20 protein-coding genes are annotated in these 24,898 nt (G+C 70.9%); 10 read left to right on the forward strand and 10 right to left on the reverse strand.

From position 1 onward, the window contains the following. The 5 genes from EBL85_RS03715 to EBL85_RS03735 all read right to left on the reverse strand — a co-directional run. On the reverse strand, nt 1-1,648 hold a 1,648-nt coding region (locus EBL85_RS03715; protein WP_123142202.1), incomplete at its 3' end, for a hypothetical protein. A gap of 121 nt (nt 1,649-1,769) precedes the next feature. After that, nucleotides 1,770-2,903 carry a RuBisCO large subunit C-terminal-like domain-containing protein gene (locus EBL85_RS03720; protein ID WP_123142203.1) on the reverse strand — a complete coding sequence of 378 codons (1,134 nt, stop codon included), beginning with the start codon at nt 2,901-2,903 and terminating at the stop codon, nt 1,770-1,772. Between the two features lie 35 nt (nt 2,904-2,938). Then, nucleotides 2,939-3,532 (reverse strand): GNAT family N-acetyltransferase, encoded by a 594-nt coding sequence (locus tag EBL85_RS03725; RefSeq protein WP_123140120.1) that lies wholly within the window; start codon nt 3,530-3,532, stop codon nt 2,939-2,941. 4 nt (nt 3,533-3,536) lie between these two features. Then, entirely contained in the window at nt 3,537-4,544 is a 1,008-nt protein-coding gene (locus EBL85_RS03730; protein ID WP_190287900.1) for a transketolase family protein, read from the reverse strand. Beyond that, nucleotides 4,544-5,488: a transketolase gene (locus EBL85_RS03735; RefSeq protein WP_123142204.1), complete on the reverse strand. Its 945-nt coding sequence runs from the start codon at nt 5,486-5,488 to the stop codon at nt 4,544-4,546. Before EBL85_RS03735 ends, EBL85_RS03730 begins: the two co-directional genes overlap by 1 nt. A gap of 564 nt (nt 5,489-6,052) precedes the next feature. On the opposite strand from EBL85_RS03735, the gene EBL85_RS03740 reads away from it, so the two are divergent. The 7 genes from EBL85_RS03740 (at nt 6,053) to nifM (ending at nt 11,824) form a co-directional block, all read left to right on the forward strand. Further along, nucleotides 6,053-6,469, forward strand: a complete 417-nt coding sequence (locus EBL85_RS03740) for a hypothetical protein (protein ID WP_123140118.1) — start codon at nt 6,053-6,055, stop codon at nt 6,467-6,469. Between the two features lie 202 nt (nt 6,470-6,671). After that, nucleotides 6,672-7,550 carry a Fe-S cluster assembly protein NifU gene (nifU, locus tag EBL85_RS03745; RefSeq protein WP_062277399.1) on the forward strand — a complete coding sequence of 293 codons (879 nt, stop codon included), beginning with the start codon at nt 6,672-6,674 and terminating at the stop codon, nt 7,548-7,550. 56 nt (nt 7,551-7,606) lie between these two features. Beyond that, nucleotides 7,607-8,830 carry a cysteine desulfurase NifS gene (nifS, locus tag EBL85_RS03750; RefSeq protein ID WP_123142205.1) on the forward strand — a complete coding sequence of 408 codons (1,224 nt, stop codon included), beginning with the start codon at nt 7,607-7,609 and terminating at the stop codon, nt 8,828-8,830. 194 nt (nt 8,831-9,024) lie between these two features. Next, the gene (nifV, locus tag EBL85_RS03755) at nt 9,025-10,176 is read left to right on the forward strand and encodes a homocitrate synthase (protein WP_123140116.1); all 1,152 of its coding nucleotides are present in this window, start codon (nt 9,025-9,027) and stop codon (nt 10,174-10,176) included. 13 nt (nt 10,177-10,189) lie between these two features. Continuing rightward, complete coding sequence (gene nifW, locus EBL85_RS03760; RefSeq protein ID WP_123142206.1) at nt 10,190-10,528, forward strand: nitrogenase-stabilizing/protective protein NifW; 339 nt, start codon at nt 10,190-10,192, stop codon at nt 10,526-10,528. Continuing rightward, nucleotides 10,512-10,979, forward strand: a complete 468-nt coding sequence (locus EBL85_RS03765; RefSeq protein ID WP_123140114.1) for a nitrogen fixation protein NifZ — start codon at nt 10,512-10,514, stop codon at nt 10,977-10,979. Before nifW ends, EBL85_RS03765 begins: the two co-directional genes overlap by 17 nt. Further along, complete coding sequence (gene nifM, locus EBL85_RS03770; protein ID WP_123142207.1) at nt 10,976-11,824, forward strand: nitrogen fixation protein NifM; 849 nt, start codon at nt 10,976-10,978, stop codon at nt 11,822-11,824. Before EBL85_RS03765 ends, nifM begins: the two co-directional genes overlap by 4 nt. A 10-nt stretch (nt 11,825-11,834) precedes the next feature. On the opposite strand, the gene EBL85_RS03775 is transcribed toward nifM, so the two are convergent. Further along, nucleotides 11,835-12,281: a hypothetical protein gene (locus EBL85_RS03775; RefSeq protein ID WP_123140177.1), complete on the reverse strand. Its 447-nt coding sequence runs from the start codon at nt 12,279-12,281 to the stop codon at nt 11,835-11,837. A gap of 409 nt (nt 12,282-12,690) precedes the next feature. After that, on the reverse strand, nt 12,691-14,259 hold the full coding sequence (locus EBL85_RS03785) for an alpha/beta hydrolase (RefSeq protein WP_223806053.1): 1,569 nt from the start codon (nt 14,257-14,259) through the stop codon (nt 12,691-12,693). A 677-nt stretch (nt 14,260-14,936) separates the two neighbouring features. On the opposite strand from EBL85_RS03785, the gene EBL85_RS03790 reads away from it, so the two are divergent. The 3 genes from EBL85_RS03790 to EBL85_RS03800 are packed head-to-tail and all read left to right on the forward strand — an operon-like array spanning nt 14,937 to nt 16,190. Next, nucleotides 14,937-15,143, forward strand: a complete 207-nt coding sequence (locus EBL85_RS03790) for a Trm112 family protein (protein ID WP_005222694.1) — start codon at nt 14,937-14,939, stop codon at nt 15,141-15,143. After that, complete coding sequence (locus EBL85_RS03795; RefSeq protein ID WP_123140112.1) at nt 15,106-15,675, forward strand: Slp family lipoprotein; 570 nt, start codon at nt 15,106-15,108, stop codon at nt 15,673-15,675. Before EBL85_RS03790 ends, EBL85_RS03795 begins: the two co-directional genes overlap by 38 nt. 26 nt (nt 15,676-15,701) lie before the next feature. Next, on the forward strand, nt 15,702-16,190 hold the full coding sequence (locus tag EBL85_RS03800) for a Slp family lipoprotein (protein WP_165913454.1): 489 nt from the start codon (nt 15,702-15,704) through the stop codon (nt 16,188-16,190). Here the strand turns inward: EBL85_RS03800 and rapA are convergent. The 3 genes from rapA to EBL85_RS03820 all read right to left on the reverse strand — a co-directional run bounded on the left by rapA (nt 16,187) and on the right by EBL85_RS03820 (nt 24,898). Further along, on the reverse strand, nt 16,187-18,967 hold the full coding sequence (gene rapA / locus EBL85_RS03805) for an RNA polymerase-associated protein RapA (protein ID WP_223806054.1): 2,781 nt from the start codon (nt 18,965-18,967) through the stop codon (nt 16,187-16,189). The genes EBL85_RS03800 and rapA overlap by 4 nt on opposite strands. Nucleotides 18,968-19,352: 385 nt before the next feature. Further along, nucleotides 19,353-21,197, reverse strand: a complete 1,845-nt coding sequence (locus tag EBL85_RS03815) for a methyl-accepting chemotaxis protein (protein WP_123142211.1) — start codon at nt 21,195-21,197, stop codon at nt 19,353-19,355. A 218-nt stretch (nt 21,198-21,415) separates the two neighbouring features. Then, the gene (locus EBL85_RS03820; protein WP_123140108.1) at nt 21,416-24,898 is read right to left on the reverse strand and encodes an efflux RND transporter permease subunit; all 3,483 of its coding nucleotides are present in this window, start codon (nt 24,896-24,898) and stop codon (nt 21,416-21,418) included.

Below are 24,898 nucleotides of genomic sequence, written 5' to 3' on the forward strand. Positions count from 1 at the left end.
ATCTGAGCCGGCCCCAGGCCCCGGGCGCGAGCGCCAGCTCGCGCCGCCCCGCGCCCGGCACCGAGAGCGTGCCCGCGACCGGGTCGAAGCAGTCGCGATCGAGCAGCATCAGCTCCGCCGGGGTGACCCCCGAGAGCAAGAGCGCGCAGTGACCACGCACCTCGGTATCGACATCACGCAACAGCAGCTCGATCTCGGCCGGCTCGAGCAGCCGTGGCAACCGCGGCAGGTCGATCACCGCCGCGCGCGCGCGCGGCGCCTCGAGCGTCGCCGACTGCCCGGCACCGTCCTCGGGCGCCGGCGCTGCGGATTCGACCAGGCGCACCCCGTCACCGTCCTCGCCACGCTCGATGCGCACCCCGAGATAGGAGACCCGCGGCGCCGTGGAGCGCTCGCCGAGATAGTCGGTCAGCCAGGTCAGGAAGAGCGCGGCGAGGAGCGCGGCGGCGAGTGCGATCGGCAGATCGCGGGCATAGTCGGGGCGAATCGGCGCGCTCGGCGTATAGGCCCACTCGACCACCTGGATCGGCGGATACTGCTCGAAGTCGCGCAGCGCGATCTCGGCGAGTCGCTGGGCGTTCTCGGCAAAACGCGTCTCGAGCCCGTCGAGTCCCTCGCGCAGCCCCTCGAAGGTGGCGAAGTGGCGCGAGAAGGTCTGCACCGCGCGCTGCTGACGATCGAGATCGTCCTCGAGCAGGGCGACGGTCTCGCGTGCCGCCTCCAGCTCCTGACGGGCCTCGTCGCGGACGGTGATGCGCGCGACCAGCAGCGCACGCTCCAACGACTGCTCGAGCGCGGCCTGCTCGCCGGGCAGATCGCGCAACGCCGGGTCGCGATCGATATAGGCCTGGGTGTAGCGGGCATAGAGCTGATCGAGCCGCTCGCGGCCACGCTCGACATAGCGTTGCAGCCGGGCGATGTCGTTCTGCTGCTCGCGCGGAATCAGTCGCTCGCCGCGCGCCACCGCCTCGTCGAGCGCACGCAGCCGGGCGAGTGCCTCGACCTCGCGGTTGCGCGCCTTGCCGAGTGCGTCGTTGAGATCCTCGAGCTCGGCGAGCGCGCGACTCTCGGCGCGCTCGATGCCGACGATGTCGTGCTCGGCGGCGAAGGTCTCGAGTTCGGCGCGCGCCGACTCGATGCGCCGCTCCAGCCGCGCCTGTTCCTCTTCGAGCTCGGTGGTGGTGCGCCCGGCGCTGGCCGAGACCTGCTCGGCGCGCAGCCGTTCGTAGGCCCGCACCCAGTGATTGACGATCGCCGCCAAACGCTCCGGGTCACCGCCCTCGGCGCGCAGTTCGAGCAGGTTGGTCTCGGGGATCGGCTCGACGGCGAGCCGCGTGCGCAGCGCCGCCACATCGACCGCCAGCCCGGCCTCGGCCAGATCGATGGCGAGCCGACCGAGCAGCGACTCGCCGAGCAGCAGCCGACGCTGGATCATCACGTGTTCGGGATCGGCGGTGGCGCTCGGTGTATCGACCGCCTTGGGCTTGACCGTGAGCACCGAAGCGGTGGCGCGATAGACCGGTTCGCGCCCGTAGACGATGCCCAGCGCCAGCGTCAGACAGAGGGCGCTGGCCAGGGCGAAGACCAGGGCGCGCCGACCGAGCAGCGGATGTGTTCGAGTCGACCGGCTCGGGAACCAGCGTATCACGGGCAATCACCTCCGGGCAGGGCATGCGCAGGGGCGCACGCCGGATGACGACAACGGAGCGGACGGCGGTGGGTCTCCGTTCCCTCGTGCATGGTCGTCGTGCCCGTCCCCGGCACCGGCCTCAGGCCGTCGCGGCGGCGACGAACCTGGCGCAGTTGGCGCTCAGGTCTCCGCGATGCAGATCGCCCCCGATCAAGAGAATGGCGTCGCGACCATAGAATTCGAGTAGTTCGCCGACCCGATCGAGCCGCATCCCGCCGGCCGGGACCGGGAGGATCGGGCGCAGCCCGGCGAAGGGACGGCTGGCACCGGCGACCAGCGCACGACATTCCTCCGCGGTATAGGCGAAACGCCCGCCCCAGCTCGGGAAGATGGTCGCATCGGCCCCGGCCAGCCGGTTGAACAGGCCATAGAGCACGCCGTGGGCGAGCCCGCCGTCGGGGTTGGCGCAGTGCGCGCCCTGGAAGGCGGGATGGGCGAGGATCGGCAGCCCCAGGGTGTCGTCATCGGCCAGCGCGCGCATGGCATCGAACCCGACCAGCCCGGGACAGACCAGCAACCCGCCGGCACCGACCGCACGCGCCAGCTGCGCGCGCGCCCTCAGCTCGCCGGCCGGGGCGGTGACATTGGGCAGATAGCGGGTGTGACCGCCGCACTCGCGGTTGGCGCGGGCCACCGCCTCGGCGCACAGCCGCACCCGGGGCTCGAAGCGACAGAAGGACTGATCGGTGAGCCCGTGGTCGTCCTTGATCAGGTCGATGCCGCCGCGCGCCAGCCGGTAGGCCAGCTCGGCCAGCTCGGCGGGCGAGCGCCCCATCGGCTTGAGCGCGGTGCAGAGCAGCGGGCGCGCCGGATCGCCGCAACAGGCACGCAGCCCCTCGCGCCCGAAGCGCGGACCGCGATAACCGGCGGCGAGCCCCGGCGGCAACTCGAGATCGACCAGCCGCACCCCGGGCTGGATGCTGATGTTGCCGAACAGCAGATTGATCAGCTGGGTCAGCTCGGCCCCCGCCGCTTCCACCGGATAGGCCACCACCAGCTCGAAGCGCCCCGGCGCGAGCGGGCGCAGCGCGCGCACCTCACCGATGACCTGATCATGGATCGCGGTCTCGGCGATCAGCTCGGGGGGGAACTCGACGGTCTGCTCGACGCAGATCGCCCGCGCGCGCGCCTCGGCCTCGGCGGCGCTCGCGCGCAGGTGATAGGTGGCGGTCAGTCGCTCGCCGCTCAGCGCGAGCCGGGTGCTGTCCTGCATGACGATGGGGTCCGGTGACGATCGAGGGCCATAGACTAGCCGATCCCGCCCCGATGGTCGCGCGCCGGGTCGGACGCCGCCGTGTCGCGCCAGTCGGCGCGCGCCAGACGACACAGCCGGTGCGCGCGCAGGCGGTGTCCCGGCGGCAGCGCCGGGTGCTCGAAGGGTTGGGGATCGGCGCGCATGCCGAGACGCGCCATCAGCGCCAGCGAGCGCTGGTTGTGGAGACTGGTGAAGGCGACGATCTCGTCGAGCCCGAGACGCGTGAAGCCGAAGCCCAGCGCCGCGCGCGCCGCCTCGCCGGCATAGCCCTGGCCCCAGGCGTGACGGGCCAGACGCCAGCCGATCTCGACGGCGGGTGCGAAGGGCAGCTCGGCGCCACAGCGATGCAGCCCGACGAGCCCGAGAAAAGCACCCTCGGCGCGCGTCTCCACGGCCCAGAAGCCCCAGCCCTGGACGGCGATCAAGCGCCGGCAGCGCGCCGCCATGGCCGCGCTCTCGGCGCGACTGAGCGGACGCGGCAGCCAGGCCATCACCCGGGGATCGGCGTTGAGCGCGGCGAAGGGGGCGAGGTCGCGCCCGTGCCACTGACGCAGCCGCAGCCGCGCGGTCTCGAGCACGGGCGCCACGACCTCAGAGGTCCTCGGTCCGCTCGGCGCGCCCCATGGTCTCCAGGCGCACCGCGGCGAGTGCGTCCTCGTCGATGCCCAGCGGCTCACCGACCAGCCGCTCGGCGGCGCGCACCAGGGCCATGGCGTCGAGCCCGTACTCGCGCATCAGGTACTGACGACTGGCGCCGTGGGCATAGGTGTCGCGCAGCCCGAGACGGATCAGCCGGGCGCCGATGCCGCGCTCGGCCATGAGCTCGGCCACCGCCGAGCCGAGCCCGCCGACGATGCTGTGGTTCTCCAGGGTGATGACCCCGAGCCGGGCGCTGGCGAGCGCCGCGCGCACCCGGGGGTCGTCGAACGGCTTGAGGGTGGAGACGTGCAGATGACCGACCGAGAGCCCGTGGGCGCGCAACGCGCCGGTGGCGCGCAGCGCCTCCTCGGTGCAGATCCCGGAGGAGAGCACGATCAGGTCCTCGCCCTCGCCGAGCAGCCGCGCCCGCCCCAGCACCATCGGCTCGGCGGGGTCGAACAGCCGCGGCACCTCGCCGCGCAGCATGCGCACATAGACCGGCCCCGGCACCGCCTGGGCGAGGTCGAGCACCTGCTCGACCTCGGTGGCGTCCCCGCACTCGAGCACCGTCATGTTCGGCAGCAGGCGCATCAGCCCGATGTCGTCGACCGCCTGGTGGGTGACACCGCCCGGGGTGGTGATCCCCGGCAGGAAGCCGATCAGTCGCACCGGCAGATTCGGGTAGGCGATCGACATCGCCACCTGGTCGAAGGGGCGGCGCGAGACGAAGACCGCGAAGGTGTGGACATAGGGGAAGAAGCCCTCGCGCGCCAACCCGGCGGCGAAGCCCATCATGTTCTGCTCGGCCATGCCCATCGAGAAGAAGCGCTCGGGATAGGCGTCGCGGAAGCCGTCGGCCTCGCACGAGCTGGTCAGGTCGGCCGAGAGCACCAGCACCTCGGGCCGCTGCTCGGCCCAGCGCACCAGGTTGTCGCGGTGCGGCCGCTGCACGATCTCCATCAGGCATCCCCCTCGGACAGGCCCGCGAGCAGGCCGCGATACAGATTGAACTCCGCCTCGTTCTTGAAGCGCACGTAGTGGAGCTTGGGCCAGCGCTCGCGCAACCGGTCGATGCCGCGACAGGGATCGGTGCGGGCGATCACCACCCGCGGGACGCCGTCCTCCCCGACCCCCTCCCCGGCCTCGGCCAGCGCCACGGGGTCGTGACCGTCGACCTCGCGCACCTCGGCGCCGAAGGCGCGCAGCCGCGCGGCCAGCGGCTCGGTGGTCATCACCGTGTCCATCGGGCCGTCGCACTGCTGGGCGTTGGCGTCGACATAGACCCCGATGTTGCCGAGCCGGTGATGCGCCAGCGCGGCGAAGGCCTCCCAGGTCTGTCCCTCCTGGAACTCGCCGTCGGACATGAACACCCACACCCGCCCGGTGTCGCCGCGCAGCCGACGCGCCAGCGCGATCCCGCCGGCCTGACTCAACGCCTGACCCAGCGACCCGGCGGTGACCTCGTGACCCGGCGAGTGCTCGGCACCGATCAGCTCGACGGTGCTGCCGTCGCGGTTGAACGCATCGAGCGCATCCGGCCCCAGTCGACCGAGTTCGATCAACAGCGAGTAGAGCACCAGCGCATAGTGCACCGGGGAGAAGATGAAGCGATCGAGCTCGGGCGCGGGCGCGCCGTTGTAGTCGGCGCCGGTGAAGGCGTGCGGATTGTCCGCACCGGGCACCCCGGCGAAGGGCCGCGGGGTGGGCGGGGCCGTGCTCGGCCCGAGCCGCATCACCCCGAGATAGAGGGTGGCGAGAATCTCGGCCGAGGAACAGGCCTGGCTGAGATAGCCGCCGTTGTTCTCGAGGGTGTGTTCGAGCACCCGTCGCCGGATCGCGGTGGCGACACGACGGATGTCGCCCGGCGCGGTCGCGGCACCGGGGCGCGCTGGGATGGATTCCATAGATATGATCGTCTCGACTGCCTGCCTCAAATCAAGCCGCGCGCGGACCAGGCCGGACCGCCGCCCCGGACGACCCCCGCCCGGCGGCGAAATCCTAGCATGAGCGGACGGCCGTCGCGGGGATGATGCGCGGCCAGCGGCCAGCGGCCAGCGGCCAGCGGCCAGCGGCCAGCGGCCAGAAGATTGAACCGCCAAGCCGCAAAGACCGCAAAGGGATTCAAGCGCCCGGCCATCCGTGAGTGTGCGGCCGCGACGACGGCGTGACGTCCCATCAACTGTCGGCACCGGTCAGCGAGCGTTCTCGGCGTCAACGCTCTAGGACAGGCCGCGACTGGTGGCTGACGGCTGGCGGCCGGTGGCTGGCGGCTGACGGCTGGTCGCTAGTGGCTGGTCGCTGGCGGCTGGTCGCTGACGACTGGCGACTGGTGGCTGATCGCTGACGGCTGACGGCTGACGGCTGACGGCTGGTCGCTGGCGACTGACGGCTGGCGCCTGCTCGCTGGTCCCGGCACGCCCCGTGCAATACCGCACGGATCACCCCGAGCCATCCAGGAGGGCCGTGCCATGAGCGATCCCCACCTCATCCTCTATCACCAACACCCGGTCAGTGCCCGAACGCGCTTCCTGCGTCTCGGCCATGGCGGTATCTGCGCCCCCGGGCCGCTGCCGCCGGGGAGCCGGATCATCGAGTCGGGGACGACGCCTCAGGTCGTCGTCCACCCCGGCGCGCTGCTGCGCGCGCTCGAGCGCGAGCTGGCGCTGGCCCAGGGCGCGCTGGCCATCACCCTGCGCTTCCCGGTCCAGCTCGCCGTCGACGAGACCACCGCGCCGGTCTTCCTCGCCCGCTTCGTCGACCACGACCCACCCATCGCCGAGGTCGGCGCCCAGGGCGCGCGCTTCATCGCGCTGACCCAGGCGAGCGCCCTCCCCCCGGTCGAACTCGACCTGCTGCGGCATGCCTACGAGGCGCTGCTCGGTTGAGACGCTGCTGTCGGGTTTGCCACCACCGGGGCGCGCACCACTTGTCCAGGACCCGACAACCCGCCTCATGCAACCGTGTCGCAGCCCGCTCAACCCGCGCCCTCCGGCCTTCTTCAAAGACTGGCGCGGAGCTTGCTTTTTGACTCGACAAGCCCCGGGCAGCACGCGCCGGCCCCAGCCAAATGATACGGGAGAGCAATCCATGTGGGACTATTCCGAGCAGGTCCAGGACCACTTCTTCAACCCTCGCAACGCCGGCCCGGTCCAGGACGCCAACGGCGTCGGTGAGGTCGGCTCGCTCGCCTGCGGCGACGCCCTGCGGCTCTCGCTCCGGGTCGATCCCGAGCGCGAGGTGATCCTCGAGGCCGGTTTCCAGACCTTCGGCTGCGGCTCGGCGATCGCCTCGAGTTCGGCGCTGACCGAGATCATCAAGGGCATGACCCTGGATCAGGCGCTGACGGTGACCAACCAGGACATCGCCGATGTCCTCGGCGGCCTGCCCGCCGAGAAGATGCACTGCTCGGTGATGGGGCGTGAGGCGCTGCAGGCGGCGATCGCCAACTATCGCGGCGAGCGCTGGGAGGACGACGACCACGCCGAGGGCGCGCTGGTGTGCAAGTGCTTCGGGGTCGACGCCGGGATGATCGAGGAGACGGTACGCGCCAACGGGCTCGACTCGGTGACCGCCGTCACCCATTACACCAAGGCCGGCGGCGGCTGCTCGGCCTGTCACGAGGAGATCGAGGAGATCATCGCCCGGGTCAATCCCACCGCCGTGGCGGTCCAGGCACCGCGCGCCCCCGAACCCCCGCAACCCGCCGCGCCCCGCGTCAACACCCTGCAGCGCATCCGCCGCATCGAGCGGCTGATCGACACCCTGCGCCCCGAGCTGCAGCGCGACCACGGCGACCTCGAACTGGTCGACGTCGACGGCCGCACGGTCTATGTCAGCCTCAAGGGCGCCTGCGCCGGCTGTCAGATGGCCTCGCTCACCCTCTCCGGCATCCAGGAGCGGCTCAGCGCCGAGCTCGGCGAACCGCTGCGGGTGATCCCCGCCGCGCCCCAGCAGATCGCCTGCTGACGTCCCACGGCGCGACGCGATCGCCACCCATCCCCATCCGCAGCGAGGAGCCACCGATGAGCGAACAGACCCCCGGCATCTATCTCGACAACAACGCCACCACCATGGTCGCCCCCGAGGTGGTGGAGGCGATGCTGCCCTTCTTCACCGAGCAGTTCGGCAACCCCTCCTCGATCCATCGCTACGGCGATCGCGTCGGGCGCGCGCTGCGCACCGCACGCGCCCAGGTCGCCGCCCTGCTCGGCGCGACGCACGACTCCGAGATCATCTTCACCTCCTGCGGCACCGAGTCCGACGCCACCGCCATCCTCTCGGCGCTGCGCGCCCAGCCCGAGCGGCGCGAGATCATCACCACCGAGGTCGAACACCCGGCGGTGCTGAGCCTGTGCGACCAGCTCGCCAAGGAGGGTTATGTGATCCATCGTCTCGGCGTCGACGGCTACGGGCGACTCGATCTCGATGCCTATCGCGCGCTGCTCACCGAGCGGGTCGCCATCGTCTCGGTGATGTGGGCCAACAACGAGACCGGCACCCTGTTCCCGGTCGAGGAGATGGCCGAGATGGCGCGCGCGGCGGGCGTGATGTTCCACACCGACGCGGTGCAGGCGGTGGGCAAGCTGCCGATCGCGCTCGCCGACAGCGCCATCGACATGCTCTCGCTCTCCGGGCACAAGCTCCACGCCGCCAAGGGCGTCGGCGTGCTCTACGTGCGTCGCAACACCCGCTTCCGACCGCTGCTGCGCGGCGGTCACCAGGAACGCGGTCGCCGCGCCGGCACCGAGAACAGCGCCGGCATCGTCGGGCTCGGGCTCGCCTGCGAGCTGGCCGGCGCCGCGCTCGAGCATGAGCGCACCACGGTGCGCGCGCTGCGCGACCGGCTCGAGCGCGGCATCCTCACCGCCGTGCCCCACTGCTTCGTCACCGGCGATCCCGACAACCGTCTGCCCAACACCAGCAACATCGCCTTCGAGTTCATCGAGGGCGAGTCGATCCTGCTGTTGCTCAACCGTCACGGCATCGCCGCCTCCAGCGGCTCGGCCTGCAGCTCGGGCTCGCTCGAGCCCTCGCACGTGATGCGCGCCATGGGCATCCCGCTCACCGCCGCCCACGGCACCATCCGTTTCTCGCTCTCACGCTACAACAGCGCCGCCGAGATCGATCGCGCGGTGGACACCCTCGTCCCGGTGATCGAACAGCTGCGCCGACTCTCGCCCTACTGGGGCGAGGACGGTCCGCTCGGCGACGCACACACGCCCGGCTTCTCGCCGGCCTACGCCTGACCCGACGCGCGGCACCGGCGCACCATGCCGGTGCCGCGACGCGGCGGCTCTGCGACACGCCCGCCCTCTCCACCCTGTCGCAAACCCTGCAACGCCCCGGTCTCCTGGCGCGCAACCCGCTGAACCCACGTCATCGAAGACGCTGGCACTTCCTTTGCTAACAAGTCTCGTCAAGTGCTGTACGGAGCCCACAGATGAAGGATTCAGTCCGCCCGATCACCATCAACGACACCACCCTGCGCGACGGCGAGCAGTCGGCCGGGGTCGCCTTCTCGCTCGCCGAGAAGCTCGCCATCGCCCGCGCGCTCGACGCCCTCGGCGTCCCCGAGCTCGAGATCGGCATCCCGGCGATGGGCGCCGACGAGCGTGACGCGATCCAGGCCATCGCCCGACTCGGGCTTGCCGCGCGGCTGATGCTGTGGTGCCGGATGCGCGCGGACGACATCGCCCGCTGCGCCGGGCTCGACGCCGATCTCGTCGACCTCTCGATCCCGCTCTCCGACCAGCAGCTGGCGTGCAAGCTCGGCCGTGATCGCGACTGGGCGCTGCGCCAGATCGCGCGCTGCGTGCCCGAGGCGCGCGCGCTCGGGCTGGAGGTCTGCGTCGGCGCCGAGGATGCCTCGCGCGCCGATCCCGAGTTCCTCGCCCGCGCCGCCGAGGTCGCCCAGGCAGCCGGTGCGCGCCGCATCCGCTTCGCCGACACCGTCGGCTTGATGGAGCCCTTCGGCGTCTATTCACGCATCGCCACGCTGCGTGCCGCCTGCGACCTGGAGATCGAGATGCACGCCCACGACGACCTCGGGCTGGCTACCGCCAACACCCTGGCCGCGGCCCGTGCCGGGGCGACCCACCTCAACACCACGGTGCACGGACTCGGCGAGCGCGCCGGCAACGCCGCGCTGGAGGAGGTGGTGATGGGACTCAGACACACCCAGGGGATCGACCCCGGGGTCGACCTGCACGCCTTCGAGCAGGTCTCGACCCTGGTCGCCCAGGCCTCGGGACGCCCGGTGGCCTGGCACAAGAGCCTGGTCGGCGACGGTGCCTTCACCCACGAGGCCGGGATCCACGTCGACGGCCTGCTCAAGGACCCGCTCAACTACCAGGGCATCGACCCGGCCGAACTCGGGCGCCATCACCGCCTGGTGCTCGGCAAGCACTCGGGCCGCCAGGCGGTGCGCCAGGCCTATGCCGAGCTGCTGCACCAGGAGGTCGGACTCGATCAGGCCGAGCGACTGCTGCCGCTGGTGCGGCGCTTCGTCACCGCGACCAAGCGCGCCCCGGTCGCCGCCGACCTGCAGCGCTTCCTCTGCGAACTGCCCACTGCAACCGCCCACACCGCCTGAACCGGAGCCGCCGATGAACGACGACAGCGACCTGCACGACCTGGTCAGCGCCGAGGACTTCCTCGAGCACTTTGAGATCGACTACGACCCGGCCGTGGTCCGGGTCAACCGGCTGCACATCCTGCAGCGCTTCCACGACTATCTGGCCGACGCCGAGCCCCTGCCCGAACAGGCCGAGGCTCGTCACCGGCGGCGCGCCGAGCTGCTCACCCGCGCCTATCACGACTTCGTCGCGTCCGACGCGCGCACCGAGCGGGTGTTCCGGGTCTTCCATCTGCACGGGCCGCGCAGCGGCGTGCGGGTCGATCTCCAACTCGACCCGGCGGGAGGTGGCCATGCGCCCCAACTTTGAGTTCGGCGATGCGGTGCGGGTGATCCGCAACCTGCGCAACGACGGCACCTTCCCCGAGGGCGCGCGCGGCGATCTGCTGGTACGTCGCGGCGCCGTCGGCCACGTGCGTGACGTCGGTACCTTCCTCCAGGACCAGATCATCTACGCGGTGCACTTCATCGAAGAGGGCCGCGTGGTCGGCTGTCGCGAGGAGGAGCTGCAGGCGGCCGACGCGCCCTGGACCCCGAGCCGCTTCGAGGCGCGCGAGCGGGTCGCCGCCGCCCGCCGACTGGCGCTGCGCGGCGAGGTACTGGTCGAGCCCGGGGAGGTCGGCGAGGTGCTGCGGGTCGAGCGCGATCACCCGCAGGGGGTGTGCTATCAGGTGTTGTTCGCCGGGCGTACGCCGCTGCTGGTGCCCGAGTCGGCGCTGGACCAACCCGAAGACCAACCCGAACCCCAGGAGGCCGGATGAAGGCGCGCATCGACCCCTACCACCTGATCCGCGCCTCGGCCAGTCGCTTCCAGTGTCCACCGACCCAGCTCGACGCCGTCCAGCGCGCCGAGGCCGAGCGTCTGGCCGAGCGCAGTCAGCAGCTCGAGGCACTGGTGCTCGCCACCGCCGAGGCGGCGGCCACGCAGATCACCGACCAACAGCTCGACGCGAGCCTTGCCGAGCTGCTCGAGCGCTACGAGGATGAGGTCGCCTTCGAGGCGGCGCTCGCCGATGGCGGACTGGATGTCGCCGCGCTGCGCCGCGCCCTGGAGCGCGAGCTGCGCTTCGACGCCGTGCTGCGTCGCATCGGCGCCCAGGCCCCGGCACCGAGCGAGGACGAGTTGGCCGCCTTCTATCAGCGCCACCGCGAGCGCTTCGTCCAGCCCGAGCGTCGCGAGGCCCGCCACCTGCTCATCACCATCAACCCCGATTACGCGGAGAACCGCCCCGAGACCGCGCGCGCGCGCATCGCGGCGCTGGCCGAGCGGCTCACCGCCGACCCGGATGCCTTCGGCGCGCTCGCCAAGCGTCACTCGGAGTGCCCGACCGCGCTCGAGGAGGGTCGGCTCGGCACCCTGACCGCCGGCCAGCTCTACCCCGCACTCGACGCCGCGCTGTTCGCGCTCGCCCGCGGTGAGATCAGCACCGTGGTCGAGAGCCCGCTGGGCCTGCACCTGCTGCGCTGCGAGCGTATCCACCCGGCCGAGACGATCCCGCTCGACGCGGTCCGCGAACGGCTGCGCGCGCAGCTCGGCGAGCAGGCCGCGCGGCGACGCCAGCGCGACTGGATCGCCGCGCTGCATGAAGCCGGCGCGGTGGCCTGAGTCGGTTGGCTCAGGCCACTTCCTTGTCGTTGCCCTGGACCTGACGGATCAGCGGATAGAGGTGCTCGGTCTCGCGTTGGATACGGTCCATCACCAGCGCCATCATCTGCTCGGTGTCCTGGAGGAAGGCGGCGTGATCGCCGATGGTGAGGCTGTGACGCTGCTGCGAACACCATTGCTTCACATAGGCGGCGAAGATGCGCTTGATCTCGATCGAGCCCGAGAGGAAGCGGTTGGCGGTGTTCTTCACCTGCTGCTCGGGGCGGGCGATGAGCCGACCGCAGAGTTCGCGATCGACCAGCTCCATATGCTCGCGGATGCGCGTGGTGAGATCGAAGAAGAGATCGCAGGCGACCTCGGTGTCACACATCGAACGCTCTCGCACCAGATACAGAAAGACGTTCGAGAGCTCGATGATCTTGTGGTTCTGGGCATGCAGTTGGGCAAACGCGACCATGGCCATGCTCCTCCGGCTCGATTGGTGGTAAGCGCGATCGTTGTCGTGAACAGACAACCGGCGTGGCCGCGTTTGTGTGGGATCGCGGCTCATCATCCTGTCCGCCGGCGTTCGGTCAGTCTACATCCAGAGCGACCGAGGTGCGAAGCGCGTAACAGCGGCCAGCGGCCAGCGGCCAGCGGCCAGCGGCCAGCGGCCAGCGAAAGTTTGAACCACAAAGGCGCCAAGGGCGCAAAGGGGGGAAGAGCCTCCAGCGGTCAGCCACCAGTGGCGGCCTCCCCTCGCCAGACACCTGCGCGACGGCTGATGACTGGCGGCTGGCGGCTGATGGCTGGCGGCTGGCGGCTGGTGGCTGGTGGCTGGTGGCTGATGGCTGATGGCTGATGGCTGGTGGCTGGTGGCTGCCCCCTCACCCCACGACCGGGAAGGTCACCGCCACCGCCGAGGCAAAGGCCAGGGCGTTGGCCAGGGCGCCGGCGAGCGGATGGTTGACGCGACGATAGACCCAGCCGCTCAGTAGCCCGTAGACCAGGAAGAAGACCAGGATCGCCGGGATGATGATCACCAGGAAGAACAGCTCGGCGAGGTTGAGCGCCACGGCCAGCGCCAGCGACAGCAGAAACAGCAGTTTGGTCGCGGCATAGGCGCCGCGCCCGGCGCCCTGTCCCCGGGTCACCCACTCGTCGGCAGCGAAATAGAGCGCGGTGCCACAGAGGATCGCCAGCACCAGCGGCAGACGGTGGGCGTCGGGCACCAGGGTGGTGACGAAGCGATCGACCGGCAGGGTCAGCGCCACCCCGAAGTAGAGCATCACCGCGAGCGTGGCCAACGCCAGCCGCGACCAGTCGACCGGCGGCAACGCGGGCGTCTCGCCGCACCCGCCGCGCCGACGCACCCACCACAACCCGGCCAGGGTGAGCAGCCCGTAGAGCCCGAAGTGCAGCGACAGATAATCACCGAGCAGGATCGGCAGCCAGCCGGTGGGCAGCGGCCACAGCAGCAGCGGGGTCAGGATCGCGGGGGCCACCGCAACCGGCCACAGCCGCCGCCAGCCGAGCCCGGCGCCGCGCGGCGTCGCGGCCGCACGCGGCAGCAGCGCCGCCAGCGGCCAGGCGAGCGCCACCAGCCCGAGAAAGAGCAGCGCCAGCGCGCCGCCGCGCCGATCGACACCGCCCTGGCTGACATGGCCGAAGCTGCGATCGAGCCAGTCGAGCGCCAGGCGCTGGCCTCCCTCGGCATAGAGCACACCGATGTGCTCGGCGCCCTCGACCAACATCAGCCCGCGCCCGTCGCCCGTCTCCGGCGCGCCGTGGACCTCGCCCGGCGCCACCTCGGTGTCGAGCACCGCCGCAAGCCGCTCGAGTCCCTGCGCGTGGAGCATCTCGGGTTCGAGCGCGCCGTAGACCAGCAACAGGTTGCGGATCGGCGCCACCTCGGTCTCGGGCGAGAGATAGGGCGAGAGCAGCACGCTAGCCACCACCGTCTCGGGGTGGGCCGCGGCATGGCGCGCGAGCACGTCACCGGCCATCGAATGACCGAGCAGCGCCACCCGCCCGCTCGGGTCGGCGTGTTCGAGGGCGAGCGCCACCGCCGGGGTGAGCCCCGCGGTGAGGATCGCGAGACGCCGCTGCTGATCCTCGAGCGAGGCGACGAAGGGCGCCGGGTTGCGCCCGTGACCGGCGAAGTCGAAGGTGACGGCGACGTAGCCGTTACGCGCCAGGGTCAGGGCATAGGGCTGCATCATCCGCTGCGAGCCGGCGAAGCCGTGGGCGATCACCACCGCCGGGGCGCGCTCGACCCCGGCGGGCCGGTACAGGGTCAGCGGCACCCCGTCGATGCGCTGGGTGCTGATCTCGACCCCGGCGCTGGCCGCATGCAGCCGCCACAGTGAACCGAGGATGGCGACCAGGGCGATGACGGCGACGAGCAGGCGCAGCAGACAGCGCCCCCGACAACGGGCAAGCGATGGCATGGACATGGGCGATGCGGAGGATCCCAGTGGTTGCAGGGGCCGCCCCGACACCCGAAGTCCCGGGACGAACACATTGGAGAGGCATTCTAAGACGACGCCGGGCGCGATCTCCACCGCCAGCGGCCAGCGGCCAGCGGCCAGCGGCCAGCGGCCAGCGGCCAGCGGCCAGCGGCCAGCGGCCAGCGGCCAGAAGATTGAACCGCCAAGCCGCAAAGAACGCAAAGAGGTGTTCAGGTTGCCAGCGATCAGCCGGCCGGTGGCCGCCTGTCCTCAAGCACGGACGTCAAGGACGTGCGCGACGGCTGATGGCACGCCGTGCTGCTGTCGAGAGCGCCTACCCACTGGCGACTGGCGACTGGCGACTGGTGGCTGGCGACTGGCGGCTGGTGGCTGGCGGCTGGTGACTGGTGGCTGGCGACTGGTGGCTGGTAGCTGGTAGCTGGCGGCTGGCGACTGGCGACTGGCGACTGGCGACTGGTGGCTGGTAGCTGGCGACTGGCGACTGGTGGCTGGTGGCTGGTAGCTGGCGACCCGCCAGTCGCCCCCTGCAACCCGATCACGCCCTCGCGACGCTCGTCCCCGTCCGCCCGGCGCGCTCGCCAGCGCAACCGTCGGGCGGGTAAACTCAGCCCAACCTGGGGCAGCGGCGCGGCCAGCCCCCATCCATTGCTGAGGAGAACAGAATGCTCGACAAGAAACTGCTCGATATCCTGGTATGCCCGGTGACCAAGGGTCCACTCATCTTCGACAAGGCGCGCAACGAGCTGATCTCGGTCTCGGCCCAGCTCGCCTACCCGATCCGCGACGACATCCCGGTGATGCTCGAGGACGAGGCACGCAGGCTCTCCGCCGATGAACTCGACACCTACCGCGAAGCCAAGGCGGGCTGAACCGGCCCGCCGGCTCGGCGCCATCCTCGCGCTCGGCCTGCCGCTATGGCTCGCCGGCTGCGCCAGCGGTGTGCCCGAGGCCATCCGCCACGCCACCGGGGTGGCCACCACCCCGGCCGCGGCACAGCAGGCCCCGACGGCCCATCTCGGCGAGCGGGTCCGCTGGGGCGGCACCATCCTCGCGGTGCACAACCACGCGGAGCACACGACCATCGAGCTGCTCGCCCGAGCACTCGACAGCAGCGGCGAACCCAACCCGGACACCCCCGGCCAGGGACGCTTCCTCGCCGAGTTCCCGGGCTTCGTCGACCCTGCAGGCTATCCCGAGGAGCGCACCCTGACCGTCGTCGGCATCCTGCTGCCGCCCCGTACCCGCCCGGTCGGCGACTATCCCTATCGCTACCCGGTGGTCGCGGTCGAGCAGTCGCACCTGTGGCCGGAGCCGATCCCGGTGCCGCGCTATCCCGCCGGGGTCTATGCGCCCTACCCTTGGTACGGCCCCTGGCGAGGCCCTTGGTACGGTCCGTGGTGATGCGCCTCGGGAGATCTGCGGGGCTCTTGCTCGGGAGCTTGCTGCTACAGGGTTGCGCCGGGACGCCCGAGCACTGTCATCACCCCGTCGGCGACACCGCGCTCGCCCCACAGACGGCACGCGCCAGCGATCAGGGCACGGTGGTAAGCTGGGGCGGCGTGTTGCTCAGCACCCGCAACCTCGCCACCACCACCGAGCTGATGGTCGAGGCCCACCCGCTCGACGATTGCGGTCGTCCACGCACCAGCCTCCCCGCGCGCGGGCACTTCCTGATCCGTCGACCGGGGTTCCTCGATCCGGCCGAATATCGTCCGGGGCAGACGCTCACCGCCACCGGACGGGTCACCCTGGTCACGGACGACCCGCCACGGCTCGATCAGGCATCGCTACAACTCTGGCCGACAGCCGACGCGCAGCGCCCCGCCAGCCGGCCGGTGACCCGTCCCTGGATCAGTATCGGCATCGGCAGTGGCGGCTTCCACGGGGTCGGCGGCGGCATCGGTATCGGCTTCTAGGCGATCACCACCACCCGCACCGCGTCGAGTCGCAGGTGGGTCTTGCCGAGATAGCGCTCGAGCTGCGCGCGCCGCGCCGCCAGCCCCTCGAGCTCATCGGCACGCACATTGGGGTTGACCTCGGCGAGCGCGGCAAGCCGCGCCAGTTCGCCATCGAGACCCTCGCGCATCCGCGCCCGCGCCGCCACCTCGAGACGCTCGCACGCCTGCTGGGCCAGCGTCTCGGCGCGCAGCAGCATCGCCGCCAGTCTCGGGGTCTGCGACTTGATCACCGAGCGCGCGAGCTTGATGTTGCGGGTGAGACACTCGCCGACGAGGGTGTCGTGGGCGAGCGTATCGGCCAGATCATTGCCCTCGGGGTCGATCAGCAGGCGCAACGGGGTCGGCGGCAGGAAGCGCCCGACATCGAACTCGCGCGGCGCCACGCACTCGGCGACATAGAGCACCTCGAGCAGCATGGTGGTGCGCTCGAAGCGCGAGTCGCGCATCAGCGTCACCGCCGAGGTGCCGAGATCGGAGTCGCACAGCAGCTCCATCGCCTCGCGCACCATCGGGTGCTCCCAGGTGAGAAACTCGCGATCCTCGTGGGCGAGCGCGTCGGTGCGATCGAAGGTGGCGGTCAGCCCCTCGGCGTCGAGCCTGGGGAAGTGCTCCTGGAGCATCTTCTGCCCCGGGCGCACGATCACCGAGCCACCGCTGCCGGGCTCGTACTCGACCCCGAAGGCATCCCAGAAGCGGCCGATGTAGTCGGCCACCTCGCGACCGCCGTCCTCGGACTCGATCGCCTCGACCAGCGCGGCGGAGCGCTCGGGACGGTGCGAGTGCAGCTCGAGCAGGCGATCGCGACCACCGGCCAGATCCTGCTCCAGCGCCGTGCTGCGCGCGCGCGCCGCGTCGATCAGTGCCGGCAGGTCCTCGGGGTCGCGCAGGACCTGGAGCAGTTGATCGGAGAGCGACTCGAACACCGTGGTGGCCGCCGGTCGCGGCTGCTCGAAGGCACCCAGCCCCTCGGCATACCAGCGATACAGGGTCTCGCCCGGACCGCCGGCGAGATAGGGGACGTGGATGCGGATGGTCTCGGTCTGACCGATACGATCGAGCCGACCGATACGCTGCTCGAGCAGATCGGGCTCGAGCGGCAGATCGAACAGCACCAGATGATGGACGAACTGGAAGTTGCGCCCCTCGCTGCCGATCTCCGAACACATCAGCAGCTGGGTGCCGTCCTCGTCGGCAGCGGCGAAATAGGCCGCGGCGCGATCACGCTCGACGATCGACATGCCCTCGTGGAACACCGCGGCATGGATCCCGGCGCGTCGCTGCAGGGCCTCGCGCAGGGTCAGCACGGTCGCGGCATCGGCGCAGATCAGCAACACCTTGGCCGGGCGCAGCGCGCGCAGGGTCTCGATCAGCCAGTCCACCCTGGGGTCGTGTGTCTCCCAGTCGGGCCCGAAGCCACGCTCCGGGTTGAGCCGCGCGCCGGTGCCCGGGATCGCGGCGAAGGCCGGGGGCTCGGGCAGGGGGTGCGGGATCAGCTCGCGCGCGGGGAAGCCTTCGATCGCCGCGCGGGTGTTGCGAAACAGCACCCGCCCGGTGCCGTGACGGTCGACCAGACGCTCGATCAGCTCGGCGCGATCGACCCCTTCGGTGTCACCGACCAGCCCGGCGAGCAGCGCCGCCTGGTCCGGCTCGAGCGGGGCCTCGTCGAGCAACCGCGCCGCCAGCTCGGCGACCGGCGCGTACTCGGCCTCCTCGGCCTGGAAGCTGGCATAGTCGTGGAAGCGCGCCGGGTCGAGCAGCCGCAGCCGCGCGAAGTGCCCGGCCCGCCCGAGCTGCTCGGGGGTGGCGGTGAGCAGCAGCACCGCGGGGGTGATCTCGGCGAGCGCGGCGATCAGCTCGTACTCGAGGCTCGCGTCTTCCTCGTCCCAGGTCAGGTGGTGGGCCTCGTCGACCACCAGCAGGTCCCACTGCCCGTCGAGCACCGCACGCGCGGCATCGGGTTCCCCGGCGATCAGATCGAGGCTGCAGAGCACCTGCTGTTCGGCATGGAAGGGGTTGTCCTCCTCGATGGCGTCGAAGCGCGCGCGGTCGAACAGCGCGAAGCGCAGGTTGAAGCGTCGACGCATCTCCACCAGCCACTGGTTGAGCAGTGGCTCCGGGGTCACCACCAGCACCCGACGCGCACGCCCGGTGAGCAACATGCGGTGCAGGATCAGGCCCGCCTCGATGGTCTTGCCCAGCCCCACCTCGTCGGCGAGCAACACCCGCGGGGCCTCGCGCTCGGCGACCTCGGCGGCGATATGGAGCTGGTGCGGCACCGGCGCGACCCGTGCGCCGAGCAGACCGAATACCTCGGAGTCGGCCTCGCGCTGTCCGCGCAGCCAGGTCTGATAGCGCAGACTGAACCAGCGGTCGCTGTCGATGCGCCCGGCGAGCAGCCGCTGCTGCGGCCGGTTGAAGCGCTGGCGGTCGTCGAGTTCGAGTTCGGGCAGCTCGCAGCGCGCCCCCTCACAGTCCTCGCAGACATAGTTGATCAGTCCACCCTGGGTGCGGGTATCGACCACCACCAACTCGCGCCCGGCACGGTCGCGGATCCGCTCACCGGGGGCGAGTTCGACCCGGACCAGGGGCGCGCTCTGGCGCGCATAGAGCCGCGTCTCGCCCACCGCAGGAAAGGCGATCTGCACGCAACGCGCGTCAACGGTGGAGACGATGCCCAGACCCAGTTCACCCTGGGTCTCGCTCAGCCAGCGCTGGCCGGGTACGAAATCATCCATCATGCTCGATTCAAAGTCGTCGGAGAAAAGCGCGCTATGCTACACCGACGCACCCGGCAACCCCAGGGGCGAAAACGCGCTCGGCCACCAGCATCCAGCGATCAGCCGCCAGTGGCTAGCATAGTCCGGCCGGCGACCGGTGGCTGGCGACCGGCGGCTGGTGGCTGGTGGCTGGTGGCTGGCGGCTGGCGGCTGGTGGCTGGCGGCTGGCGGCTGGCGGCTGGCGGCTGACGACCGGCGACCGGCGACCGGCGGCTGGTGGCTGGTGGCTAGTGGCTGGCGGCTGGTGGCTGGCGGCTGGTGGCTGGTGGCTGGTGGCTGGTGGCTGGTGGCTAGTGGCTGGCGGCTGGCGGCTGGCGGCTGCCGCCTGCTGACCGCTGCCGCCTCACGTCTCGAAGCGCGCGATGTTGCGCGCCAGGACCTCGGCCTGGGCGGCGACCTGCCCGGCGGTGCGGGCGTCGTCCTCGGCGCGCGCGGCGGTCTCCTCGGTGAGGTCGCGGATGGTCACCAGATTGGCATCGAGCGCGCGACCGACCTGACTCTGCTGCTCCACGGCGGTGGCGATCTGGGTGGTCATGTCGAGCATCCGCTCCATCTCCACGGCGATGCGTTCGAGCAGCTCACCGGCCTCGCGGGCCTTGGCGACGCTCCCTCGCCCCTGCTCCAGACTGGCATCCATCTCGCCCATCATCGCGCGCGCCTCGGCACGCACCCGTTCGAGCGTCTCGCCGATCTCGCGGGTCGAGCCCTGGGTGCGATCGGCGAGCGCGCGCACCTCGTCGGCGACCACCGCGAAACCGCGCCCGGCCTCGCCGGCGCGCGCCGCCTCGATCGCGGCGTTGAGCGCGAGCAGATTGGTCTGCTCGGCGATGGCGCCGATCACCGCCAGCACCGAGTCGACCTGCTCGGCGTGCTCGACCAGGGTCGCACCGATCCGCGCCGACTCGGCGAGCCGCTCGGTGAGCGCCTCGATCCGCGCCACCGTCTCACCGACCGCCCGCTGACCGGCCTGGGCATTGCCGCTGGCCTCGCGTGCCTGCTCCGCGGTGGCGTCGGTATTGCGCGCGATCTCCTCGATGGTGGCGGCCATCTCGGTGACCGCGCTGGCCACCTGCTCGGTCTCGGCGCGCTGGGTGCGCAGCCCGGCGATGGTGCTCGCCGAACTCTCGCTGAGCGTCGCGGTCGCCCCGCGCAGCGCGGCGCTCGCCTCCCCGCCCTGCTGGAGCAACTCGCGCAGCAGCTGGATCATGGCGTCGAAATAACGCCCCATCTGCGCCAGCTCGTCACGCCCGGCGAGGGCGATGGTCTGGGTGAGATCGCGCTGTTCGGCAATCCGCTGCATCACCCGGGCGCTGTGCCCGAGGCCTCGATCGAGCTGGCGGGCCAGTCCCAACACCAGCGCCACCACCAGCACGGAGACCGTCGTCACCAGCCCGATCAGGGCGAGCGCGGTGCGCTGACGCGCCCCCCCCAGCAACGCGTCGACCTCATCGACGACCCTGGTGAGCCGACTCTGGCTCTCGGCGAGTCGCGTCTCGAAGGTACCGCGCAGCCCGGCGTCGGGCGCGAGTCCGATCCGCTCGCGCCCCTCGACCAGGGCGAGGAAATCACGCCGGTAACGCTCCAGGGCGGCACGGGTCGTCGTCTCCGCGCCCCCCAGGTCGGCGAGCAGCCGGGCATGGTTGTCCTCGAAACGGGCGACATAGTCGCGCACGTCGCGCAGCATGAAGTCTTTCTCGTTGCGCCTGAGCTGGAGGATGCCGACCAGCAGATCGTCACGCCCCAGCGCCTCGACCGCCGCCTCGGCCTGATGCACCGCCTCGCGCAGGCTGCCGTAGAGCCCCGAGCGTGGATCCAGCCCGACCTCGCGGTAGGTCGCCACCAGGCGTTCGAAGGCGTCGGTGGCCTGGTCGAACGCGCCGGTAAAGGGCTCCAGGACCTCCCCTCCGAGCCCCTGCCGATCGAGCCGCGCGCGCAGCGCGGCACGCAAACGCACGAGCGATTGCGCTCGCGCCTGGAAGCGATCGATGGAGGCCGGATCGAGTTGGTCGATGAAGAGACGGGCCTCGCGTTCGAGACCGGTCAGTTCGAGCGCGAGTTCGAGCAACTGCTCCTTCGACTCGTCGAGCGAGGCGGCCCGCTGCCAGGCCCACCAGGTGGCGCCCAGCACCGTCGTCAACGCCAGCAAGACGACGACGGCCAGGGCGATGAGCTTGAGACGAATGCGCATACTACGGCTCCTCACCAGGAGATCATGCATCATCGCGCTCGGTGGCAGGGGGAGCGCGCCCAGCCCGCTTGCCCGGTCGGGTCGCCGAGGGCACATGCGCCGCTCGAGACCCTTCGATTGCACCGTCGCGCACCCCCTTCGGCGTCAACAGCACGCAGCCGCTTCAATCGGGTCATACACCAAAGAGTATAGGCTATCCGAGCATGGATGATGACCGCTCAGGCCGCGCTCTCGGTCTCGAAACCGCGCAGCACGCGTTCGAGTTCGAGCAGGTGACGGGCCTGGGGGTCGAGCCGGCGAGCACGCGCGAGATAACGCCGGGCGCGCTCGACATAACCGGCATCGCCACCCAGACGGTGGAGATAGAGCAACAGCGCCTGCACCAGCGCGGAGGCGAACAGGGTCGACTCCGGGGCCTGGTCGGCGAGCCACTGCAGCTCGCGGATCGCCGGCTCCAGCTCGCCGGCGTCGACCGCGGCGACCGCGGCGCGATAGCGCTCGCGCCACTCCAGATCGGGGATGCGCGCGGCCGCGACGCGCGCGCGCCGGGCCCCGCCACCGAGCCGCTCCGACCACCGCGCCCAGGGCCCGGGCTCGCCCTCGACGAGCAGCGGCAGCAGTGCCAGGCGCTGCAGCGGCGAGGGCGGCGGGCGGGTGAAGACGAGATAGAGCGCGGGGATGAAGAACAGCGTCAGCAGGGTCGAGAAGCCGAGCCCCCAGACGATCGCGGTGGCCACCGGCCCCCACATCAACGACTCGCCGGCGAGCCCGGTGGCCAGCGACACCAGCCCGGCGATGGTGGTCAGCGAGGTGATGATGATCGGCACCACCCGGCGGCGCGCGGCGGCGACGACGGCGCGCGCCACCCCCAGCCCGTTGGCGAGATAGCGGTTGGCGGTGCTGATCAGCACGATACAGTCGTTGGCCGCGATCCCGGCCAGCGCCACCACCCCGTAGAGGGTGTAGAGGCTCAGCGGATTGGCGCTGGCGAACAGTCCCACCACCACGCCGATGAAGGCCATCGGCACGGTGGCGAGCACCAGCAGCGGCTGGCGGTAGCTGACGAACTGGGCGCCGAGGATGAGATAGATCAGCCCGAGACCGACGACGAACAGCACCAGGATGGCATTGAGACTCTCCTCGATGTCGTCGTTCTGCCCGGTGAGATCGATGTCGACGCCGGGGTAGCGATCACGGGTCTCGGCCCAAAAGGCGCGGATGGCGAGATTGGCGCTGACGGTGTCGGTCCGGGTGCTGTCGATGTCGGCCTCGACGGTGATCGCGCGCCGGAAATCGTAGTGACGGATGTTACTGGTGGTGCGCTGGGTCTCGACCCGCAGCAGCTTGCCGAGGGCGATCTCGCTGCCGTCAGGCAGCCCCACCGGATGATCGAGGAAGGAGCGGGTGTCGAGCAGCGCGCGCGGCGCGCCGCGCACCCGCACCTCGAGCCGCTCGCCCTGGTGCTGCATGCTCGCCACCACCTCGCCGTCGGCATAGAGGCGCACCATCCGCACCACCTCGGCCGGGCTCAACCCGGCGCGAACGATGGCATCGGGGTCGAGACGCACCTCCAGCTCCATGCGCCCGCGGGTGTCGTCGTCGCTGATGTCGACCACCCCCGGGGTGGCGGCGAGGAAGCGCTTGATCTCGGCGCTGGCCGCGCGCAGCTCGGCGACGTCGTCGCCACGCACCTTGACGTTGATCGCCTTGAGCGTCGGCGGCCCGATCTTGCGCCGCAGGAAGGAGACCTCGAGCGGTCCCGGCACCGCCTCGACCGCCGCGCGCACCGCCGAGATCAGCGCCTCGACCCCGCGCCGTCCGGGCGCGGCCGGTTCGAGGCTGACGAACACCTGCCCCTTCTCCTCGCCGAACATCGGCTCGGTCTCGGTGAAGCGCTGCCCGGCATAGCTGATCAGCGCCCGCGCCTCGCCCTCACGCAGCTCGGCGCGCACCCGCTGCTCGATCGTCTCGAGGGTGGCGAGGGTCTTCTCGACCTTGGTGCCGGGCGGCATCTCGACGTTGATGTAGAACAGCCGATAGAGATCGGTGGCGAAATAGTCGACCCGCACCAGCCCGCCGGCGACCATCGCCACCGCACCGCCGAGCAGCACCGCACCGAGCGGCGCGATCCACCAGCGCAGCCCGAGGAAACGCACCAGTGCCCGCGCGAAGCGCCGCCGCAACCAGTCGGTGGCGCGCAACCGGGCGCGTTGCACCTTGCCGGGATGAGCCGGGTCGACGCGCGCCTCGAGCATATGGCTCGGCAGCATCCAGTAGGCCTCGACCAGGCTGATCAACAGCGCCAGGGTGACCACCGCCGGGACGAACTTCATGTAATCGCCGAGCACCCCGGGAATCAGCATCAACGGCAGGAAGGCGGCGATGGTAGTGAGCACCGCCGAGCCCACCGGCACCGCCACCTCCTGCAACCCGGCAACGGCCGCGGCCACCCCCTCGTAGCCCTCGCGCAGCTTGTAGTAGATCGCCTCGACCACCACCACCGCATCGTCGACCAGCATCCCCAGGCTGATCACCACCGCCAGCAGGGTGGTCGAGTTGAGCGTCTGGCCGAACAACGCGAGCAGGATGAACACCCCGCCGAGCACGAAGGGGATGCCGATGCTGGTGAGCACCGCCACCCGCAGGCCGAGAAACAGCCACACCATCACCAGCACCAGCGCCAGCCCGACCAGGGCGTTGCGCTCCATCACCCGCACCGCGTGCTGGGTGGCCAGGGTCTGATCCTCGAGCAGCACCAACTCCAGGCCCAGGGTGGCGAACCCGGCGTTGGCCCCGTCCATGTAGTCGCGGATGCGCGCGAGCAGCTCGATGTTGTTGATCTGGTCGGCCTTGAACACCGACAGCAACACCGCCGGATGCCCGCCGTAGCGCACCAGTTCGTCGGGCTCGTCATGACCGCGCACGATCTCGGCCACCGAGCGCAGCGGCAACTCACCCAAGGCGGTGACGATCGGCAGGTCCTCGAGATAGCGCGGATCGTCGCTGGTACCGACCACGCGCACGAACCACTGCTGATCGCCCAGCGAGATACTGCCGGCGGCGAGATCGCGAAAATAGGCGGTGACGGTATCGGCGAGATCGACCGGCGAGACGCCGAGCCCGACCAGGTGCTCGGGGGAGAAGTCGACCTGCAGCTCGGGGTCGGTCTGACCGATGCTTTCGACCCGGTCGACCCCGGACATCCGCTGCAGGTCCTTGCGCACCTGCACCGCCGAGCGGCGCAGCTGCTCGTCGGCGGCGCGCCCGACCAGCGCCAGGGTGGCGGTGGGGAAGGCGTTGGCGCTACTGACCTCGACGATCTCGGGCTGGCGCGCATCGGCCGGCAGCTCGCGCAGCTGGCTCTGGATCTCGCGCCTGAGGTCGTCCATGCGCTTGTCGAAGGCCGCGGGACCGATGTCCTCGAAGCGCACCAGGATCGAGGCGATCCCCTGGCGGCTGTTGCTGCTGACGAACTTGGTGTCGTCGACCCGCTCGATGCCCTCCTCCAGCGGTTCGGTCACCCGGGTCTCGACGTCCTCGGCCGAGGCCCCGGGCCAGATCACCCGCACCGTCACCCAATTGAAGTTGACGCTCGGGTCCTGCTCGCGCGGCAGCTGCAGATAGGCGATGGCGCCGAGCACCACCACCAGCAGAAAGGTCAGGTTGGTGAGGACGTGGTTGCGGATCAGCAGCGCGAACAT

The sequence above is a fragment of the Marichromatium sp. AB32 genome (assembly GCF_003718675.1).
Taxonomy (GTDB): domain Bacteria; phylum Pseudomonadota; class Gammaproteobacteria; order Chromatiales; family Chromatiaceae; genus Marichromatium; species Marichromatium gracile.